At 36.0% G+C, this 18,883-nt stretch carries 17 protein-coding genes; 16 read left to right on the top strand and 1 reads right to left on the bottom strand.

The window, feature by feature from the left end; genetic code table 11:
* Positions 1-17 precede the first annotated feature (17 nt).
* From SCA31_RS15030 to SCA31_RS14990, 9 genes are all read left to right on the top strand, one after another.
* Positions 18-5,945 carry an alpha-2-macroglobulin family protein gene (locus SCA31_RS15030; protein WP_410697774.1) on the top strand — a complete coding sequence of 1,976 codons (5,928 nt, stop codon included), beginning with the start codon at positions 18-20 and terminating at the stop codon, positions 5,943-5,945.
* Positions 5,946-5,988: 43 nt separating this feature from the next.
* Positions 5,989-6,477 (top strand): ecotin, encoded by a 489-nt coding sequence (locus SCA31_RS15025; protein WP_410697773.1) that lies wholly within the window; start codon positions 5,989-5,991, stop codon positions 6,475-6,477.
* Between the two features lie 361 nt (positions 6,478-6,838).
* Positions 6,839-8,257, top strand: a complete 1,419-nt coding sequence (locus tag SCA31_RS15020; RefSeq protein ID WP_410697772.1) for a TolC family protein — start codon at positions 6,839-6,841, stop codon at positions 8,255-8,257.
* A gap of 11 nt (positions 8,258-8,268) precedes the next feature.
* Positions 8,269-9,225 (top strand): HlyD family secretion protein, encoded by a 957-nt coding sequence (locus SCA31_RS15015; protein ID WP_410697771.1) that lies wholly within the window; start codon positions 8,269-8,271, stop codon positions 9,223-9,225.
* Positions 9,226-9,311: 86 nt separating this feature from the next.
* Positions 9,312-10,514, top strand: coding sequence for an ABC transporter permease (locus SCA31_RS15010; protein ID WP_410697770.1), 1,203 nt, complete (start codon positions 9,312-9,314; stop codon positions 10,512-10,514).
* A gap of 317 nt (positions 10,515-10,831) precedes the next feature.
* Positions 10,832-11,287, top strand: a complete 456-nt coding sequence (locus SCA31_RS15005; protein ID WP_410697769.1) for a DUF1569 domain-containing protein — start codon at positions 10,832-10,834, stop codon at positions 11,285-11,287.
* A 10-nt stretch (positions 11,288-11,297) separates the two neighbouring features.
* The gene (locus tag SCA31_RS15000) at positions 11,298-11,768 is read left to right on the top strand and encodes a hypothetical protein (protein ID WP_410697768.1); all 471 of its coding nucleotides are present in this window, start codon (positions 11,298-11,300) and stop codon (positions 11,766-11,768) included.
* Positions 11,769-11,901: 133 nt separating this feature from the next.
* Complete coding sequence (locus SCA31_RS14995; protein ID WP_410697767.1) at positions 11,902-12,273, top strand: VOC family protein; 372 nt, start codon at positions 11,902-11,904, stop codon at positions 12,271-12,273.
* 49 nt (positions 12,274-12,322) lie between these two features.
* The gene (locus SCA31_RS14990; protein ID WP_410697766.1) at positions 12,323-12,772 is read left to right on the top strand and encodes a VOC family protein; all 450 of its coding nucleotides are present in this window, start codon (positions 12,323-12,325) and stop codon (positions 12,770-12,772) included.
* 89 nt (positions 12,773-12,861) lie between these two features.
* On the opposite strand, the gene SCA31_RS14985 is transcribed toward SCA31_RS14990, so the two are convergent.
* Entirely contained in the window at positions 12,862-13,704 is an 843-nt protein-coding gene (locus SCA31_RS14985; protein WP_410697765.1) for a T9SS type A sorting domain-containing protein, read from the bottom strand.
* Between the two features lie 326 nt (positions 13,705-14,030).
* On the opposite strand from SCA31_RS14985, the gene SCA31_RS14980 reads away from it, so the two are divergent.
* From SCA31_RS14980 to SCA31_RS14950, 7 genes are all read left to right on the top strand, one after another.
* Positions 14,031-14,357 (top strand): hypothetical protein, encoded by a 327-nt coding sequence (locus SCA31_RS14980; RefSeq protein WP_410697764.1) that lies wholly within the window; start codon positions 14,031-14,033, stop codon positions 14,355-14,357.
* Positions 14,358-14,377: 20 nt separating this feature from the next.
* Positions 14,378-15,010: a hypothetical protein gene (locus tag SCA31_RS14975; RefSeq protein WP_410697763.1), complete on the top strand. Its 633-nt coding sequence runs from the start codon at positions 14,378-14,380 to the stop codon at positions 15,008-15,010.
* 21 nt (positions 15,011-15,031) lie between these two features.
* Positions 15,032-15,808: a sensor histidine kinase gene (locus tag SCA31_RS14970; RefSeq protein WP_410697762.1), complete on the top strand. Its 777-nt coding sequence runs from the start codon at positions 15,032-15,034 to the stop codon at positions 15,806-15,808.
* Positions 15,809-15,819: 11 nt separating this feature from the next.
* Positions 15,820-16,509, top strand: coding sequence for a response regulator (locus SCA31_RS14965; RefSeq protein WP_410697761.1), 690 nt, complete (start codon positions 15,820-15,822; stop codon positions 16,507-16,509).
* Between the two features lie 73 nt (positions 16,510-16,582).
* The gene (locus SCA31_RS14960; RefSeq protein ID WP_410697760.1) at positions 16,583-16,975 is read left to right on the top strand and encodes a DUF1398 domain-containing protein; all 393 of its coding nucleotides are present in this window, start codon (positions 16,583-16,585) and stop codon (positions 16,973-16,975) included.
* A 133-nt stretch (positions 16,976-17,108) separates the two neighbouring features.
* On the top strand, positions 17,109-17,786 hold the full coding sequence (locus SCA31_RS14955) for a DUF2490 domain-containing protein (protein WP_410697759.1): 678 nt from the start codon (positions 17,109-17,111) through the stop codon (positions 17,784-17,786).
* A gap of 83 nt (positions 17,787-17,869) precedes the next feature.
* Positions 17,870-18,874, top strand: coding sequence for a bestrophin family protein (locus SCA31_RS14950; protein ID WP_410697758.1), 1,005 nt, complete (start codon positions 17,870-17,872; stop codon positions 18,872-18,874).
* Positions 18,875-18,883: the final 9 nt, after the last annotated feature.

Raw genomic sequence — 18,883 nt, 5'->3', positions numbered from 1 at the left:
TATCAAATTTAATATATATGAAAAGATTTTCCAAGATATTTATGCTTTCGCTTTTATCACTGGGCTTTTCACCGGTTTTCGCGCAGAAATATTATGACGACCAGTGGAAAAAGATAGCAGAAAATAGTCAGAAAGGAGCTTATAAATCTAATCTTCCCATTATTTTGGAACTAGAAAACAAAGCCATGAAAGAAAATAATACAATTCAGCTGATCCGTTCCCTGAAAGCAGAGTTCAGCATTGTACAGCAAACTGTAGACGATGAAAAGAATGATTCGGTTTCAAAATTCTTCAGTAAGCTACAGGATGCCGAAGGAAAACTGAAAGGAGAAGAGAAATTAGTTTACAAAGTTCTCCTGAACGGTTTTTTTCAGGATTACTACAACCAGAACTATTGGAAGATCAATGGAAGAACCAATATCAATACACAAGATGTTTCACAGATTGAGACATGGTCAAAGCTTGATTTTAAAAATTATTTAACCAAAAATTATCAGGATCTGGATCAGCAGAAACAGGACCTGAAAAAGGCTTCCTTGGAAAAGTATAAGACGTTGTTTTCAGAGACAAAAGATATTGCCTACTTCCCAAGCCTTTACGATTGGTATGCACTTAAAAAGATTGGCTTTTTATCGGAGAATAATCTTTTTACCAAAAATGAGCTTGCAGAAAACCGAACCTCAATCAATGCCATTTTCGATGATTTGATTGCTTCAAACAACGGAAATTCCAAGTTGTATTTCATGAAAGAAAAATTGGTTGAAAATTGCAACTTCAATCAATGTAAAGATAAACTTGAACAGCTTCAGAATCTTGCTAAATCTAATGTAGAGGGAGATTACAAAGTGGTGGTCATGGAAGATATCATGACTGAACTTGTGATGAAAGATAAATTTAAGGAAGCTCTAGCTATTGCAGAACAGGCAAAAAGTGAGTATCCAAAATCTCCTTTCATTGGAAATATTAAAAGTAAGGAAACACAGATTAAAAATCCGTCGTTAACCATCAAGTATGAAAAGCAGACCCAAAATAATCTACCTATTCATTTTGTAGCAGAATCTCAAAATGTTACAGATTTTTCTTTAAATATTTATGAAGTAAAAGAAGATTTTACATCATTGATGAAATATGTACAAAATTCCTATGGAAGCACGAACTTCAAAAATATAAAAAAGAGCCTGGTGAGAAAAGAAAATTACCAGCTTTCAGATGCTAAGGATTATAAGCTTCATAAAACTTCATTGGAAATTAAACCACTTCCGTCAGGAATTTATGTTGTAGAATATTCAGTGGGCGGTGAAAATGATAAAACTAATGATGTTGATTCTCAACAGAATTTTTACTTCATTGTTTCCGGAAGCAAGATCATTTACCAAAACAAGTCTTCTAAAAACTCGCTTTCAGATGAGTTGAAACTGGTGAACAGTGAAAACGGAAAGCCTGTTATAAGTGAAAATCTTACCTTTCATGAATTTGCAGGTAATAACTCGGTTAACAAACTTGCAGGTAAAACCAACGAAAAAGGAGTTTTCCAACTTCCTGCTACTACCAGCAAAGAATATTACAGAACGTTTCTGATCCAACAGCCTAAGACCAATGATTTCCAGATCATGCAGGTATATGGAAACAGAACCAATACAGAAGATTATAACCCAAATAAGGAGTCTAGATCCAAAGCGCAGATCTTCACAGACAGGGCTATCTACCGACCAGGACAGATGGTATACTTCAAAGTAATCAATGTACAACTGAACAAAGAGGTTGAATCCGTAGCTTCAGGATTAGCTCAAAAAATAACCTTATTGGACGCTAATAATCAGGAGGTTTCTTCACAGAAGTTTACAACCAATGAATTTGGAACCTATCATGGAAGCTTTACGCTGCCAAAAGGAAAATTAAACGGGGTTTTCTATCTGAATACAGATGGTACAAGCAACGGATATAAGGACATCCGAGTAGAGGAGTACAAAAGACCAAAATTTGAAGTAACCTTTGAGCCTGTAAAAGACGAATATAAATACGGTCAGACCATAGAGCTTAAAGGGAAAGCCTCAATGTTCTCAGGGGTAGCGCTAAGCAATACGACAGTGAGCTATGAAATCAAGAAGCACAATATCAGATGGCGATATTTCTGGTGGTATCCAAGAGGTGACGACAACGAAAACTCAATTCTGGGAGAAGCTAAGACCAATGAAAAAGGAGAATTTGTTATTCGTCTGGATCTGAAGAAAGATGAAAAACTAGAGGGAATACAGATTGATAACTATGAGATCAATGCTTCCGTTACAGATATTAACGGTGAAACACAGTCTGCCAATACACAGTTAAAGGTAGCTTCAGTTTCCCATTACATTAAGGCCGATGAGCTGAAAAATACTTTCAGTGACGAAAATGTAAAGCTTAAGGTAGAAACAAAAAACTATAACGAACAAAATCTTAAAAAACCATATCAGATGAAGTTGTCAAAGCTGATAGCTCCGGACAGGATTTTTAGAAGTAACTTCCAGTCTGAGGTTCAGAATTTACCGAAATATTCAAAAGATGAATTTATCAGCAAGTTCCCACACGATAGGTTTGATAAAAATGATGAGATTAAAAACTGGAAAACAGAAAAAGTAATTGCTGATAAACAACAACCGGCATCAACAGATAACACACAACTTTCAACGAACCTTGATTTAGGGAAGTTGGAAGCAGGAGATTATCAGCTGGAATTGTTCAATATTGAAGGAAAAGATACCATAAAATCAGCTCAATACTTCAGTGTTTGGGATAAAAATTCTCTGAAACCGGCTCAAAAAACATTTCTTACTGTTATTGCTCCAAAGGATGAAGTAACAAGAGGTGAGAAAGCAAAAGTTTATGTGTATTCTGCCATTCCTGATGCTTTGGTAAATATTTTTGTTCAGGACGGATCGGGAAAAACCATTTCAGAAACCCATCAGCTGAAAAATGGAATGTTAGAGTATACCACCAATATTCCAAAAGAGAAGAATGTATCAGAACTTAATCTTCAGTTTCAATTGGTTGCATTCAACGATGTGGAGACACAGAGCGCGGCCCTGAAAATAAAAGATACTGAGAAGCCTTTAAAAATAGAAACGGTTACTTTCAGAGATAAACTGGAGCCTAATTCAAAAGAAAAATGGACCATTAAAGTTACCGGAAATGACAAGGAAAAAGTAAATGCAGAGGTATTGGCCAATATGTATGATATGTCTCTGGATCAGTTTGCTAAAAATGAATATAACTGGGAGAAGTTATACACACCATTTACTATGATTTCATCTTACACGATGCAGGATTACCTGTTGCAGAAAAGATATCAGAAAAGACAGGAATACTATAACGGAAATTATGTTGAAGTTCCTGATTTTAATTGGTTTGATGGTGATTTTTCATATTCATTACAAGGGCGAGCAGCTGGGGTTAAAGTTAGAGGGTACTCTAGTGCTGTTCCAGCACCTGTAAAGGCAGCGAAGAGAGAAAATCCTCCAACAATGAGATTAGAAGCTACTAGAATGGATGATAATGCAGTTAACATTTTGAATTCGGGAAGAGAGTTATCGGAAGAAGAGAGAAAAACATATGCAGATGGGGCTGGAAATTTAGAGGGGAATTTAGATAAAGTACCTGTACGCCAGAACTTAAATGAAACAGCATTCTTCTATCCGAATCTGAAAACAGATGCAGAAGGCAATGTAAGCTTTGAATTCACATCACCGGAAGCTCTTACAAAATGGAAGCTGATGTTCCTTGCTCATACCAAGGATGCCAGAGCTGCTACCCAGGAAAAAGAAGTGGTAACACAGAAAGAATTCTCTGTAACACCAAACTATCCTAGATTCTTAAGAGAGGGCGATGAATTGAACCTACAGTCAAAATTATCAAACCTTACTGATAAAAAACTGAGTGGCTCTGCAGAATTACAAATTCTGGATGCATTCACAAACGAAAATATCTCTTCAAAATTTGGTGTAGCTTCAGGAACTCAAAATTTTGATTTGGCCGAAAACGGAAACGGAGCATTAACCTGGAAGTTAAAAGTTCCAAACAATGTCTCATCGATTATTTTAAAGGTGGTGGCCAAAGCAGGAGCCTATTCTGATGGAGAGCAACAGGCGGTTGCTGTATTACCGAACAGGATGCTGGTAACTGATGCTGTTCCAGTTTTTGTGAAAGAAGGAGAAACCAAAACATTTGTACTGGATAACCTTAAAGATACTGCTTCAACAACCATTTCAAACGTTTCCAATACATTAGAGTTGACCACCAACCCAATCTGGGAAATTATGTTTGCGCTTCCTAGTTTGAAGAGTGATCAAAATAGCTCTGCAGATGTCATCTTCAACAAATGGTTTGCAGATGTACTGGCTTCAGAAATATTTAAGGCCAACCCGAAAATGAAAACTATTTTCGAAGAATACCAAAGCAAAGGATTATTAAATTCAAACCTTGAAAAAAATCAGGAACTGAAACAGCTGCTACTGGAAGAAACACCTTGGGTATTGGATAGTAAGAATGAGAATGAACAAATGCAGAAACTGGCACTCTTGTTTGATGCTAATACAATGAAAAACTCTATCAGTCAGGATTGGGATGAAGTTAAGAAATTACAAAATCCGGATGGTGGATTCTCATGGTATCCGGGATATCCAAGTTCTTACGGAACATCATTGTATATCCTTAAAAGCCTTGGAAAGATCAATTTCTGGCTAAAAGATAATGTGGCAGATTATCAAGGTTCTGAACAGAAAGAACTGGTAGCGAAATTAATTCAGTATGTGGATACTGAAATCAGTAAATATTCAGATATTAAAAATACAAACGTCTGGAGCAATTGGGTTCTTGATTATCTTGATACCCGAAACTACTGGGAAAAACAATATCCGTTAAAAGGAAAAGGAGCTACCTTGAAATCTATGGTGAAACAAAAAGCAAAAGGGGCTAAGATTACTGATTTTACATTCTTTGGACTTCACCGCGCTGCTTTATTAATGAATGACTACGGAATGAAAGAGGTATCGGATAAATTGATGACTTACCTTAAAGAAACTTCTACAGATACCAAAACACAAGGTATTTACTGGAAGCAGAATTTGAATGACTGGGGTTGGTTTGGCTCAAAAGTAGTCAACCATGCAGGGGCATTGGAAGCTTTCAATAAGCTGAAATCTAATGATCAGAACTTTATTGAGGAGATGAAGATCTGGCTGGTAACCCAGAAAGAAGTGAACTCATGGGGAAGCTCAAGAGGGACTTCAGAAGTGATCTTTACCATCCTGAATTCAGGGAAATCATGGACAGGAGCAGAAAGTGATAAAGCAACGATAGTTTGGGGCGGAAAAGAGCTTGTTCCTCAGACTCAGGCAACAGGTTATGTGAAGTCAGCTGTAAAAACAGAGACGATAGACAAAAACCTGGCAACCGTAACAATTACGAAACCAGGACCTGGAATTGTTCAGGGAGGATTATTCTGGCAGTATTATGAAGATCTCGATAAGATTAAATCATCTGAAAATTATATTTCCGTAACCAAGGAACTTTATAAAAAAGTGAAAACCGTAAACGGGGAAGAGCTTCAGAAGATTTCACCGGAAACCCCACTGAAAGTAGGAGATAAGGTAACCGTAAGAATGATATTGAATACAGACCGTGCTATGGAATTTATTCATATTAAAGACATGCGTGCTGCAGGATTTGAACCGTTGGATGCGTTATCCGGATACCAATGGAAAAATAATTTGGGCTATTACCAGTCTACGAAAGATGCTTCTACCAACTTCTATATTCAATACATGCCAAAAGGAAAATATGTCTTTGAATATGATGTAGTTGCAAATGCATCTGGAAAGTTCTCCAATGGGATTACCACTATGCAGAACTACTATGCTCCACAGATGAATGCACATACAAAAGGAACCGGTGTTCAGATTTTGGAATGATTTTTGGCTATAGGGAGGTAAGTGAAATTTAAAACCAAATAAAATGAAATTTTCAAAAACTTTAATTACAGGATTGGTATTGATGGCAGGAGTAAGTGCTTTCGGACAAACCAAAGCTCAGAAGTTTGAAAAACTGCAAATTGAAATGTTCCCCAAAGCTAAAGAAGGATACAAGCAAGTATATATTCAGCTACCTGTAGCAAAAAATGAAAATGATTTAAAAGTTGAAGTTTTTGTAGGAGCCGAGAAAATGTTAGATTGTAACAACTATTTCCTGATGGGAGAGATGAAAACTCAGGATCTTCAGGGATGGGGATATAACTATTATGAAGTAGAATCTAAAGGAGAAACAGCTGGAACATTAATGGGTTGCCCTGGGCAGAAACTTTCTAAAAAGTTTGTTACTCTTAAGCCGGAAATTGTAAGATACAACAGTAAATTACCATTGGTATTCTATGTTCCAAAAGATATAGAAGTACGTTACAGAGTTTTGCGTCCGGATGCTGCAATGAAAAAAGCAGTTCAAAAGTAAAATCAGCTTATTATAATTATATAGAAAACTCCTCACAGTGATGTGGGGAGTTTTCTTTTCCGGTATTTCAGGTTTGAATGGTAATCATTAATGACCAATGCTTAGTATTTATTTAATCTTACACAATAAGACTTCTGTTTTCCGGGTTGAGAGAATACAAAAGAAAATAAGTAAAAGTGGAGTTAAATTTTTTTTCAATTTTTTTAGTTTTTAATTAAGATTTAAACGGTTTTGATAAGGCTTTATTTTAAAGAGCTTTATACTTAAACGTATTTTAAACTTGTTGTAAATACATGTTTATATTTGCTAATCTGTGGGTATTTTAACAATTTTTGCATTATATTTGTTATAAACATAAACCATGAAAAACAATTTATTGATTTTTACGTTTAGTTTTTTTGCTTTTCCTGCTTTTGGCTGGGCACAGTCTGCGCCGGATTTTAAAGAACTTCTGGATAGTGCTATGGTTCGGGACTCGAATCTTAAAATGCAGATTACCCAAAATAAACTTACCGATCTCGACGAGCATAAACTAAAAGATATCTTTCTTCCAACGCTGGAATTAAGTGGTAAAGCGGGTTATCTCAACGGAACTGCAAGACTAACGTCACCAGAAATTAATCTGGCTCCTTTTATTAATATCCCCGAGGGAACTTTCAATAATAACTTCAATGTATCCGGATTTTCAGGCGTTGCCAAGGCAGATGCCAAAATGCTTCTGTATTCCGGAGGTAAGGTGAAATACCTTAAAAAAGCAGTTGAAGAAAAGAAAAAGTCTGAGGATATCCTCTTGGAAAAAACCAGGGATGAGGTTATGGCTACTATTTCCAGAGCCTACGATCAGCTGGCATTGATCCATCAGTCTAAAAAGGTTCTTGACGAAAGTAAAAAAAGACTTGACATTAACAAAAAGACCGCGGATAAAGCATTAGGTTATGGCTTAATTACTCCTTACGATCATAAAAAAATAGAACTGGCCCAAGCAACTTTAGATGCAAAAGTGGTAGAATATGAAGGGAAAAAAGAACTGCTTCTTACCCAGCTTTATATTTTAACAGGAATCAGTAGAGATCGTCTAAGAATGATAGATCCGGTATTGTCGCCTGTAGAATTGCTTGCTGCAGAAAAAGGAATAGAGCAAAGAGCTGAAATTCGTGCTCTGGAACATGGAATTAATGCCGCAAATTATAAAATAAAGGCAGAAAAAACGTGGATGATTCCCAAGGTTCAGCTGATGGCTTCTGCATACTATATCGGGCTTTATGGAAACAGAATTAAGAGCTCTGAAAATGTAGTTCCGGCAGTTCCCGTACTTGGATATGAGGGTAAAAAGCTGGACTGGAGTCCTAATAACATTAATGTTTTTCCATTAATTACCGCAGGAGTTGGATTCAAATGGGAAATTTTTGACGGAAAAGAGGGTAAGCATGCTGAAGAAACGGCCAAGGTTGGAAAAGAAGTATTGCAGAATCAGAAAGAAGATGCATTGAAAAAGTTAACCCTGAATCTGGCGAATAATCAAACCAATTATGATATTGCTACTGCACAAATTACACTAAAGGCCAAGCAAAAAGAATTGGCAAAAAGTGCATTGGTACAGGCTGAAAAAGAATTCAGATACGGAATGAGCAAGTCATCACAGCTTATTGATGCCGAAAATGACCTCGAAGCAGCAGAACTGGATTACCAGAACGCAATTTTTAACCAGAGAAGAGCGGGAATAGAACTGATGAGGGCGACTCAGGAGCTGGATATCACCAAATTTTATTTAATCCCTTAAAAATTAAAATGATGCATAAAAATATATCTATACTCATTGCTTCTCTGTTTTTATTGGGAAGCTGCGACAAAAAAAATGAGAAAATAAAGGAACCGGAAGGAAAGACCAAAAAGGATGTAATCTCGTTTGCCCCAAAGGTTACCGGAAGAATTTTAAAAATATACGTTTCTGAAGGACAAACTGTGAAAAAAGGAGATACACTGGCACAACTTGATGTTCCGGAGGTTTCTGCTAAAATAGCACAGGCTCAAGGTGCCGTAAATGCTGCTACAGCCCAGGAACAAATGGCTAAAAATGGAGCGACACCAGATCAGCTGAGACAACTTCAGGCAAAATATAAAGGACTGAAAGAGCAATATGACTTTGCACAGAAATCCTACAAAAGAGCCAATAATATGTTCCGTGACAGCTTAATGTCTCCTCAGGCCCACGATGAGGTGTATGCAAAACTTCAAGGGGCAAAGGCTCAGTATGATGCTGTGGTGGCAGAATTGGATGACGTGAACAGAGGAACCCGTTTTGAAAAGGTGGAAATGGCGGCAGGGCAGGCCTCTCAGGCTAAGGGAGCTTTACAGGAAGCGAATGTAGCATACTCTGAAAGGTACATTATTGCGACCAATGATATGGATATAGAAACCATAAGTTTGAATACCGGCGAACTGGCAACGGCAGGTTTTGCATTATTCAACGGGTACATTCCTGAAAGTACCTATTTCAGATTTACCGTTCCTGAAAGTGCTATTTCAAAATATAAAAAAGGGCAGAATGTCAATATGCAGGTGGTTTATAACAAAGAGAATCTGGAGGGAAGCGTTGTTTACATCAAGCAGTTGACAAGGTATGCAGATATTACCACTGCTTACCCCGACTATCAGCTGCAGGATGCTATCTACGAAATTAAGGTAAAACCTAAGGATATGAATAAAGCTAAAAGCCTTTTGGTTAATGCTAATGTTATCCTGAAATAATCTGAAACGAAACATGATGGTTCCTTTTCTTCATAAAAAAATATGAATGAAGCTCCATCTGGCATTTAAAATATTAAAATATACAGATGAAAGAATTTTTCCGTCTTTTAAAACGTGAGTTCAAGCTTTTTATCGGCAATTCTACCTTAAGAACCGTGTTCTTTTTGGCACCGGTTTTTTATGCAACCTTGCTGGGGTTTGTCTACAAAAGCGGAAAAGTGGAAAATACACCTGTACTGGTTATTGACAGGGATAATACGCCATTGTCAAACCAATTAACAGAAATGCTGGATGACAATAAAAGCATCAGCATTATCAAATATGTTCAGGAGCCATTGAGCATAAAAGATGAAGTGATTAAGCATGAAGCAGCAGCTGTTGTGATCATTCCATCTCGATTTGAAGGAGATATGCTTCAGAAAAAATACCCTGAACTGAATGTTTACATCAATACAGGAAACGTTTTGACGGCTAATTTTGCTTCCAAGGCATTACAACTTACCATAGGAACATTTTCTGCCGGAGCATCCATAAAGGCATTGCAAAAAGCAGGAATGCCTGCAGCAAAGGCTGCTACACAATATGAACCTTTCAAAGCCAATTATATTACTCTTTTCAATACCACCGGAAACTACCTTATCTTTATGTGGCCTGCAATGCTGGCTGTGGTATTACAACAGGTTATTTTGTTGGCAATGGCAGTAAGCTTTGCCGCCGAATTTGAAAGAGGATCTTTTGTAAAGGAATACAAGAAAATGAAAAAATGGGCATTCCCAACCATGCTGATCAAGGTAATCCCAATCTGGATATCTTCCATTCTGATTGTAGGCATCTATTACTTTATGCATATGATTTTCAGGGTTCCGATGCCGGAGGGAATCCTTAACTTTATTCTTCTGACAGCCGTTTTTGTAGGTTCAGCATCATTCCTTGGTGTATTTATAAGTATATTGATTCCGGATGCCTTGAAAGCAACCCAGATCCTTATGGTAATAGCATCTCCCGCCTTTATCATCAGTGGTTTTACATGGCCTTTAAGTGCGATGCCTGCATTTGTTCAGTTTATCGCCAATATCATTCCGTTAACTCCCTTTTTACAGGCTTTTAAAATCTTATTGATTCAAAAAGGATCTGTAGAACTTACTTTCCCATATTTGGAACACTTAAGTATTCTTCTGGTTGTGTATGCCATTATAGGATGGATTGCTTTAAAGATCAAGCTTTGGTTTATCTTTAAAAAAGCAGCTCCACAAGAAATTGCAATGGAGGAAAATTCTAAGGAAGAGTAACCTATTTATACAATATATTTAGGAGAGAACAACAATACCTTAAACCATCTGCGAAATCTTCGATTTGCCACCCTTTCTGAAAGGTGTGAATGGTTATATAGAACAGTTTCCCTTGTAGAAAATAAAGATGAGAATGCAAACACTATGGCTAATCACTATAGATTTATTCTCATTTATTCTGGTGTGCCAGATTTATAAAATCCTCTTACTTTCGAATTTTCAAAAACGAACCCAAAACCTGGGAACGAAATATTTATTCCAATATAAAATCAAACGAAAAAACTGATATATTTGTCTTTAGTTAATTTAGAAAGTATATGGAAAATGTATTTGACGCAAAAGATGCTCAAAACTATATTGATAGAATAAACAGACTTATAGAAGACACGCATGGATTATGGGGAAAAATGACAGTGGATCAGATGTTGGCTCACTGTTCTGTAACCTATGAAATGATATACGAACCGGAAAAACATAAAAAACCGGGATCCATCGCAAAATTTATTCTGAAGACCTTTGTGAAGCCTAAGGTGGTAGGTGAAAAAGCATACTCAAGGGATTCTCCCACTGCACCTCAGTTTTTAATAACAGGAAGAAAGAACTTTGAAGAAGAAAAAATAAGACTGATTGGTTTTATTCAAAAGACTCAACAGCTAGGAGCAGAAGCTTTTGATGGTAAAGAGTCTTTTTCTTTCGGGAAATTAAATGCTCAGGAATGGAATAATATGTTTGCAAAGCATCTTAACCATCACCTGGCACAATTTGGCGTTTAAAAAACACTATATGAAAAAACTTTTATTGCTCTTTATGCTGGCTGCCAATTTTGTTTTGGGGCAGATGCCGGATATTTCAAATGCATGGCTGAATAACAGCAAACCCTATATTGGCACGATTGGAAATAAGGGACAGGAACTGAAACTTAAAATCAATATTTCTGAACAGAATAGAAAGAATGATCAGGAGTATTTTGTTTCAGGATATTCCCTTGTAGATACCAATTATGCAAAACTTGAGGGGAAAATTACCATTTCAAAATATAAAGACTCCAAAAGACAGGGAACTGTATTTGGGGAATATGAATTGGCTGAAGAGAGTAAAGGAAAACATTCAGGAGTCTTTAAGGGACGATTTGTTTATAATTTCAAATGGAATAAGAAAACAGAGAAAATCGAAGGGCAATATATAGAACTTATTGGCGATTGGAAAAGCTATGACGGAACTTTGGAATTCAAAACTCATTTGAAAAATCAGTAATCAGAAGAAAAGTAAACCCATATCATTAGTCGTGTTATCCGTATCGAATAATCTTACTCATAAAAACAATAATTACTAAAAAGGAACTAACCTTTTTAGACCTAACGCTAAACCTCAATTTTAAATAATACATATGAAACTAGGAGCATTTTCAATAAGCTTAAGTGTAAAAGATCTTCAAAAGTCCAATGATTTTTATGAAAAACTGGGCTTTACAACAATGGCAGGAAGTACGGAGCAAAACTACCTGATCATGAAAAACGGATCTACCCTGATAGGTCTGTTTCAGGCAATGTTTGACGGAAATATGCTTACTTTCAATCCGGGATGGGATCAAAATGCACATAATCTTGAATCCTTTGATGATGTACGTGAGATTCAGAAGCGTTTAAAGAAAGATGGGATTGAAATGGATAAGGAAGCTGATGAAACTACTTCAGGACCGGAACATATCTACTTGAAAGATCCGGATGGAAACATGATTTTAATAGACCAACACAGATAAAGATCTGCTTACAATAAAACTCATTAAAACTTAACTAATAAAAACAATCATGGCATCAGTAAACGTTTATTTAACATTCAATGGAAACTGTAGGGAAGCATTCGACTTCTATAAGTCAGTTTTTGGAGGAGAATATCCTTACATCGGAACTTTTGGAGAAATGCCTCCCATGGAGGGAAAAGAAACCTCTGAGGGAGATAAGGACAGGATAATGCATGTAAGTCTTCCAATTTCAAAAGAAACAATATTAATGGGGAGTGACACCGGCGGAGAATGGGCATCTAGCTTTCAGGCCGGAAACAATTTTGCTATTTCTGTAAATGCAGAATCCAAAGAAGAAGCAGGAAAAATTTTCAATGGCCTTTCTGATGGCGGACAGGTCACAATGCCAATGGCAGATACTTTCTGGGGAGCTTATTTTGGAATGTTTACCGATAAATTCGGAATCAACTGGATGGTAAACTATGATGATCCTGCCAAAATGCAGCAGCATCCATAAAACTGATTTTGGTTAAAAAATAACGAAACCGACAGACATCTGTCGGTTTTTTTAGTACCTGTTGTGGGTTGCTTTACTGAATAATAAGATTAATTCTTTTTAATAACTTTATAGCTTTCTGATTCGGATCTCATGAGGTAAATTCCATCGGGCAGTTGAGTAATATCAATCTTATTGTCTCCTTTAACAGCTTCTGTTGATTTCACAAGTTTTCCCGATTGATCATATAAAGTAATCTTACTGTTTTTTTCAAGATTCATATAGAAAACTCCGGAAGAAGGGTTAGGGTAAACACTTGTCTTCTTTTGGGACAGAATTTCTACAGTTCCTAATGTTGGAGCTTTTGACCACGTAAATGCATCCAGACACATATAAAGATAACCGCCGGTTGATTGCAGTTGGATCTCGTCAATACTTATATTGCTGTAATTCTGATTATTAAGATTCGTAAGATCAATCAATGTAAATCCATTGAAATTGCCTGTTGTTCCTGTTGTAGCATTGAATGTTGTATTGAAACCGGAAGTTTTGGTGGTGGAAAACTTTGTAACTCCGCTTAATTTTCCTGTAATGATCAACGTTCCCGATGAGGTAGATTGGTTTAATGCAGTATTGCTTAAGAACACCCAAAATTTTGATACTTTAAATGAAGAATTGCTCTTAACACTGAAAGATGGTGAATTGACATTAGTGCTTCCTGTATTATCAATATAGGCATTATCATTGGCTGTTCCGTTCCAGCCGGTACCTGGGTAGTTTTTCTGTACTTTAAAAAAACCTGCTTGTGAAACAATATTGAAAGTATAACTATTATCGGTAAAAGTTGTGCTGCCATTAACTGTATTTTCAAAAGTAATAGTGCTTGTTTGTGCACTGATGTCTACGATCTTACTTAAAAAGATAAGAATTGTAAAAAGGATAATTTTTTTCATGATGTAGATTTCTTATAGTGAGTATTTTTTAAAATAGATATAGAAGATATCAGAATGTCAGGAGTGTTGTGGGGCTCTCTGTGTTGGTATCACTTTAAATAATACCCCAAAGTAACGGTGAAATAACAGATGAAAACAGCGTATTAAATTCCGAATTGTAAAACAGGTAGAAATACGTATTTCTGGTTATTCATATTGTTTTATTTTTGAATAAAATAGATGAGATTGATGCTATTGAAAATAAAATAAATTTATTTTGAGTATATAATTTGTTTTTTTCATAACTTCATTTTATACAAAACCTATAACATTTAAAACAAATACCTATGGAATTACCTAAACATGCAGTGTCATTTGAAGAGGCCAAAAGATGGATTATAAGATGGCAGGTAAAAGAATTAACTTCAGGACTTGAAATAAAAGCGCACATGATCCCCTCAAAAGATGTGTTTGATATTTTTTATAAAGATAAAGGATTTGAAAACTATCGGGGATATAATGCGATTGACGATGATGGAGTATACAAATTTCTAATGGTAGGGGTAAATAGTGAAGGGTATGATATAGTGAACTATGATAACGGAGATTATGTCTATGATATGACTACACCATGCCCAAGCGTATGCTCAAAAGGTAAACCATGGTGGGAGTAATAATCTAAAACTATAGATCATTGGATCATTGGATTGAAATATTGTCATTAATTGGAAAAGGCATTCTGCTTATCAATCTGGCAGTATACTGTATAGGCTTTTCCCATTCTGGAAGAGCCTATGCATTTTTTATAAGCTATCTGGCGTGGATATTAATCTGCGAAATAGTATTTTATGTTTTAAATTATCAGAGGATCAATAATCTGTTTTTTTCTCATTATTATCTGATTGTTCAGTTTTTGTTGCTGGGTCTTTTTTTTCATGAAATTTTAACTGAAAAATATCAAAAAAATATAGCACGATTCCTTTTAGTGGGTATCCCTTCGGTTCTAATCGTGCAGTATATAATAGATCCGGAGAAATATTATGTATTTAACTTATTTGAAATATTTGTGACGTCCTATTCTCTTATTATTCTGGCATTGTTTCATTTATACAATATATTGGATATTGAAAAGAAATACAACTATATAAGCCTTGGGCTTTTGCTGTACCTGATAAGCAGTACGGTGATATTCCTATCCGGAAATCTCTATACGGTAATGAATACAAATCTGCACAGAGAAATCTGGGTTTTCAATGTGGTGATGTTTATCATTTATCAACTTTTTATTTTTGCCGAGTACTTTTTTTCCCGCAGAAAAAATGTGTAATTACTGTTATGATCTTACAATATGAATGAAAATACAATTATTTCCACTATAGTATATACCTTTTTGGCTTTTACTTTGCTGGCGGTTACGTTGGTCATATTCTATTATTTTTCAAATAAAAAAATAACAAAGAATCTTCTTCAAAAGAAAGAACTGGAACTCAGGTATGAGAAAGACCTCACCCATGCCATTATAAGTTCCCAGGAAAAAGAACGGTTACGGATTGCTCAGGACCTGCATGATGATATCAGCTCAAAACTGAGTGTAGTTTCTTTGCATATCCATCTGCTGGACTTTGATACTCTAACAAAGGAGGAATATAATGAACTGAAAAATAAAATCATCAATCTTATCAATACCACAGCAGAAAGCGCCAGGCAGATCTCTCATGACCTACTTCCTCCGATTCTCGAAAAATTTGGATTGCATGCAGCCATAGATGCATTGTGCTCAGAAATCAACATGTCTAAAACAGTGCAAATTTCTTACGCCAACAACCTGTATTTTGCAAAAGCTGAAGATGAAAAAAATTTGCATATCTTTAGGATACTTCAGGAATTGATCAATAATTCTATAAAACACGGGGAAAGTACTCATATTGACATCGTATTTAAAGGAAAGGATGGGAAAAATATATGTATTTATAAAGATAATGGTAAAGGATTTAGTCCCAATGAGGATGTAATGAAAGGAGGGTTGGGATTACGGAACATAAGAAGTAGGGTAGAACTTATCAATGGTACATTGAAGATGGAAAGTGAAAACAGCAAAGGAATTATCGTAGAGTTTACATTTTAATTGATTATAAGATGGAAAAAGATACCATTCACCTGATGATTGTAGATGATGAAGCACTGTTTCGTCAAGGAATTTCATTGCTGATAGAGAGAGAAAAAGGCATTGTGCTGGTGCGTGACTTCAGTAATGGAAGAGAATTGCTGGATGCATTTATTACCTTTGAAAAGTTACCGGATGTTATATTGATGGATCTCAATATGCCGGAAGTTAACGGAGTAGAAGCCACGAAAGAGATCCATATCAAATATCCCCAGGTCAAAATTATAGCCCTTACCAGCTATAATACGAAAGCTTTTATTGTCAATATGATCCAGTCCGGGGCATGTTCTTTTTTGAAAAAAAATTCAAATCCCTCAGAATTGGTTAATGCTATTAAAGAAGTACACCAAAAAGGATTTTATTATAATATCGAAGTAATGGAAGCTTTGCATCAGAATTTGACTGAGCCTAAGAAGAGGGTTTCCAGTATCTTTGATGCCAATCACATTTCTAAAAGAGAAAAGGAAGTATTGGAACTGATCTGTCAACAATACAGCACCCCTGAAATTGCAGAGCAACTTTTTATAAGTTCAAGAACCGTAGAAGGACACCGTAATAATCTCCTTCTGAAGACAGGAGCTAAAAATACAGCCGGTCTGGTAGTGTACGCTATTGAAAGTAAAATTGTAGATACAAATTACCTAAAAGGCAGACTCGATTAAATTTTATTGATATTTTCTGATTAAATTAGTCTTCATTTTGAAGTAAAAGACTAACCGATAGAAAATAGAAAAGATGAAATTTACAATTAACGACATTACAGCAGCACATCAAAAAGTAAAAAGTGGTGCTGACTTTCCTCAATACATCAAAGCAATAAAAAAACTGGGCGTTTCTCACTATACGGCCTATGTTGGTGATGGAAATACGGAATACTTTGATACTGATAATCAATCTGCCCAGACAGGGCGTAAATATGATAACCTTATTGTTTCCGAAAAGGTAAACCTTGACCATTTTAAAATAAGATTAAAACTCCATCAGCAAGGAGGAACAGATTACATGACATTTTGCAATGACTGTGCAGAAAACGGGATTGAAGGATGGGTAATGAATCTGAATGGCATGACCTGTACTTATTTTGATAAAGAACGAAAAGATATCCTGATAGAGCAGATTCCCGGTTGATAGGGCTTAAAGTGTCAGATTTAAAGTGGCTTAATATAAAACCTCTATTAAACCCATCCTAAAATATCACTTGCTATTATTGATTTAAAATATTAATTTTGTTTAAAACGATAGATAATAGTAATTGATAAGCATGAGAAAGGTTTTTACGAAGTTGGCATTTACGGTATTGGGTTTGGGATCCGTTTTTACATTTGCACAAAAAAGTGATCTGGGTGCCTGGTATATGTATTTTGGGAATAATAAGATCAGTAAGAAACTCAACTGGCACAATGAAGTTCAATATAGAAACTTTGATGGGATTGGAGATCTTGAACAGCTTTTAATCCGTACAGGGATTGGATATGATCTTACAGAAAACAACAATAACGTGTTGTTGGGATACGGATTCATTCTGAGCCAGCCTTACGCCAACGGCGAAAAAAGAGAAAATATAGAGCACAGGATATTCCAGCAGTATATCACCAAGCAGAAGTTTGGACGCTTTAATCTTCAACACCGGTATCGTTTGGAAGAGCGTTTTCTGGAAGATGATTTTAGGATGAGATTCCGTTATATGTTAGGATTGAATATTCCGATCACCCAAAAAGAAATGCTGCCGAAAACATTGTATGCATCCGTATACAACGAAATTTTCCTGCATCTCAACAGTCCGGTTTTTGACAGAAACAGAGTATATGGAGCGCTGGGATATGTCATCAATAAAAACATGCGAATTGAAGCAGGATATATGAACCAGATTCAGGAAAACAGGAATAGAGGACAGATTCAGATTGGTTTTTACAACAACATTCCGTTTACTAAAAACTAATCCTCACTGTTTCTGCTGAATGCCCTGATGGAAAATATTATTCGAATAACATCATTACATAATTAACACAAAAAATAACACATATGCATTCAGGAAAAAGATTTGGATCGCGAGAGTTTATCAGCTGGACACGGCGAAGTATTTATGCCTTAACTTTTTTGGCAGCCATTCCTACAGTTCTGTATTTTTTAGGTCTGAAATTCGTTTCCGTGCCCTGGCAGCCGATTGCTATCATGGGAACTGCTGTGGCCTTTATTGTAGGATTTAAAAATAATGCCAGTTACAGCAGGCTCTGGGAAGCCAGACAAATTTATGGAGCCATTATCAATGATAGCCGAAGTTTCGGATATATTCTGAGAGATTCCCTTGCCGCCAAAGATTCAAATAAAGTAAAAACAATGTTTCTCCGTCATTATGCATGGCTTACTGCCCTTAGATTTCAGCTTAGAGAACCAAGGGCTTGGGAAAATATGGGGACATCTCAGTTTGACGAATATGCCAAGAAATATGATATTCCGGAACGACTTTCAAAACTCGATGATGAGCTGAAAAAATACCTTTCTGAGCCAGAACTTCAATATATATTAAGTAAAAAAAATAGAGCAACACAACTTATGGCCAGTCAAAGCAAGGAATTGTCTGAGGCTTATGAAAAAGGAGAAGTTAATGACTTTCAATGGACGCAGATCAACCAGCAATTGGTGAAATTTACCGATAGTCAGGGAAAAGCAGAAAGAATTAAGAACTTTCCTTATCCAAGAAACTTTTCTTCCATTACAACCTATCTTTTGTTATTGTTCATTGTTTTTGTACCCTTCGGGTTATTAAAAGAATTTGACAAACTAGGAGAAGGAACCATGGTAGAGGGGTGGACACTTTGGTTTAATATTCCTTTCTCATTACTGGTAACATGGTGCTTTCATACCCTGGATAGTGTAGGAGAGGCGTCGGTAAATCCTTTTGAAGGAAGTCCAAACGATGTTCCTATTACCCAAATCAGCCGTACCATAGAGATTGATATGAGAGATATGCTGGATGAAACTGATCTTCCACCAGCAATTACTCCAAAAAACAATATTGTACTTTAACATTAAAAG

The organism is Chryseobacterium sp. SIMBA_028, from assembly GCF_046535285.1.
Lineage (GTDB): Bacteria > Bacteroidota > Bacteroidia > Flavobacteriales > Weeksellaceae > Chryseobacterium.
This window is presented reverse-complemented; position numbering and strand designations above follow the sequence as displayed.

Excerpts from the sequence above, each read along its gene's own strand:
- SCA31_RS15015 (WP_410697771.1), top strand. The coding sequence starts at position 8,269 with ATGCATAAAAATATATCTATACTCATTGCTTCTCTGTTTTTATTGGGA.
- SCA31_RS14995 (WP_410697767.1), top strand. The coding sequence starts at position 11,902 with ATGAAACTAGGAGCATTTTCAATAAGCTTAAGTGTAAAAGATCTTCAA.
- SCA31_RS14990 (WP_410697766.1), top strand. The coding sequence starts at position 12,323 with ATGGCATCAGTAAACGTTTATTTAACATTCAATGGAAACTGTAGGGAA.
- SCA31_RS14980 (WP_410697764.1), top strand. The coding sequence starts at position 14,031 with ATGGAATTACCTAAACATGCAGTGTCATTTGAAGAGGCCAAAAGATGG.
- SCA31_RS15005 (WP_410697769.1), top strand. The coding sequence starts at position 10,832 with ATGGAAAATGTATTTGACGCAAAAGATGCTCAAAACTATATTGATAGA.
- SCA31_RS15020 (WP_410697772.1), top strand. The coding sequence starts at position 6,839 with ATGAAAAACAATTTATTGATTTTTACGTTTAGTTTTTTTGCTTTTCCT.
- SCA31_RS14985 (WP_410697765.1), bottom strand. The coding sequence starts at position 13,704 with ATGAAAAAAATTATCCTTTTTACAATTCTTATCTTTTTAAGTAAGATC.
- SCA31_RS15025 (WP_410697773.1), top strand. The coding sequence starts at position 5,989 with ATGAAATTTTCAAAAACTTTAATTACAGGATTGGTATTGATGGCAGGA.
- SCA31_RS14970 (WP_410697762.1), top strand. The coding sequence starts at position 15,032 with ATGAATGAAAATACAATTATTTCCACTATAGTATATACCTTTTTGGCT.
- SCA31_RS15010 (WP_410697770.1), top strand. The coding sequence starts at position 9,312 with ATGAAAGAATTTTTCCGTCTTTTAAAACGTGAGTTCAAGCTTTTTATC.
- SCA31_RS14960 (WP_410697760.1), top strand. The coding sequence starts at position 16,583 with ATGAAATTTACAATTAACGACATTACAGCAGCACATCAAAAAGTAAAA.
- SCA31_RS14965 (WP_410697761.1), top strand. The coding sequence starts at position 15,820 with ATGGAAAAAGATACCATTCACCTGATGATTGTAGATGATGAAGCACTG.
- SCA31_RS15000 (WP_410697768.1), top strand. The coding sequence starts at position 11,298 with ATGAAAAAACTTTTATTGCTCTTTATGCTGGCTGCCAATTTTGTTTTG.
- SCA31_RS14955 (WP_410697759.1), top strand. The coding sequence starts at position 17,109 with ATGAGAAAGGTTTTTACGAAGTTGGCATTTACGGTATTGGGTTTGGGA.
- SCA31_RS15030 (WP_410697774.1), top strand. The coding sequence starts at position 18 with ATGAAAAGATTTTCCAAGATATTTATGCTTTCGCTTTTATCACTGGGC.
- SCA31_RS14950 (WP_410697758.1), top strand. The coding sequence starts at position 17,870 with ATGCATTCAGGAAAAAGATTTGGATCGCGAGAGTTTATCAGCTGGACA.